We start from the raw sequence: 1,242 nt of genomic DNA, 5'->3' as shown, positions 1-1,242 counted from the left end.
CTCTCGTAGGTGATCGGGGATTGCTGTCGGAGCCGGGAGTGGCGTCGGACGGTGTTGTAGCGGTGCAGCCAGCGGAACGCGGTGAGCCGTGCGTCGCGTTCGTCGGTGAAGGCGCGGCGGCCTTGGAGGGTTTCGCGTTTGAAGGTGGCGTTGAATGATTCGGCGGCGGCGTTGTCGGCGGAGCTACCGACCGCGCTCATCGACTGCCGAATGTTGGCGGCCCGGCAGGCTGCGGCGAAGGCCCTCGATGTGTATTGGGCTCCGTGGTCGGTGTGCATGATCGCTGCGTCGAGGCTGCCCCGGGTGCGCTTCGCCACGTGGAGGGCGTCGATGACCAGGTCGGTGCGCATGTGGTCGGCGATCGCCCAGCCCGCGAGGCGCCGGGAGTGCAGGTCGATGACGGTGGCCAGGTAGAGGAAGCCGCGGTCACCGACCGGCAGGTAGGTGATGTCACCGACGTAGCGTTGGTTGATGGCCGGGGCGGTGAAGTCCCGGCCGATCAGGTCCGGGGCCTTCGCCGCGGCCGGGTCCGGCACCGTCGTGCGGACGCGGCGGCGTAGTCGTAGACCGTGCACGCCGAAGCGGCGCATCACCCGGGCGATCCGCTTCCGGTTGACCGGTTGTCCGGCATCGCGGAGTTCGGCGGTGATCCTCGGTGCCCCGTAGGTGCCGTCGTGAGCGGCGTGCACCGCCCGGATCCGGCCCGCGAGAGCGACATCCGTGGCCTCTCGTGCCGCCCTGGCCGACGCCGTGGACCGCCAGTAGTAGTAGCTCGACCGGGACACCCCGAGGATCTGACACAACCGCTTCACGCCATAGCGCTGCTGGTGGTCGGCGACGAACTGGAAGCGGTTCACCAGCGCGTCTCCCCGGCGAAATACCGGGCCGCCTTCCGCAGAATGTCCCGCTCCTCTTCCAACTCCCGGATCCGCCGCCGCAACTGCGCGTTCTCGTCCTCCACCGAACCGGACGCCTGCGAGCCCGCCACGGAGGCCGCCGACCCGGCCGTTGCGCCCCTGCGTCGATCATCGGCGCGGACCCAGCTACGCAACGTCTCCCGGTTGACCCCGAGATCGTCAGCGATCTGCGCGATCGTCGCCCCAGGCCGAGACCGGTACAACGCCACCGCGTCGGCCTTGAACTCCGCGGGGTAGTGCTTGTTCACCATCTGTCAGGGACTCCTGATCTCCCCGGACCATCACGATCCAAGGTTCAAGTGTCCAGGACCAGGGGGCAACTCCC

The 1,242-nt window shown here is 68.8% G+C and carries 1 protein-coding gene; it reads right to left on the bottom strand.

Going from position 1 to position 1,242, the window contains the following annotated elements; all coding sequences use genetic code 11:
- A protein-coding gene (locus tag DKL51_RS04575; protein WP_124811759.1) for an IS3 family transposase occupies positions 1–1,168 on the bottom strand; the annotation gives its coding sequence in 2 pieces (ribosomal slippage) (positions 1–868 and positions 868–1,168; 1,169 coding nt annotated over the 2 pieces). This gene is flagged as partial in the annotation.
- Positions 1,169–1,242: the final 74 nt, after the last annotated feature.

The sequence above is a fragment of the Micromonospora globispora genome (genome assembly GCF_003857015.1).
Taxonomy (GTDB): domain Bacteria; phylum Actinomycetota; class Actinomycetes; order Mycobacteriales; family Micromonosporaceae; genus Micromonospora; species Micromonospora globispora.
The sequence above is the reverse complement of the archived record's forward strand: the minus strand, read 5'-3'. Positions and strand labels throughout refer to the sequence as shown.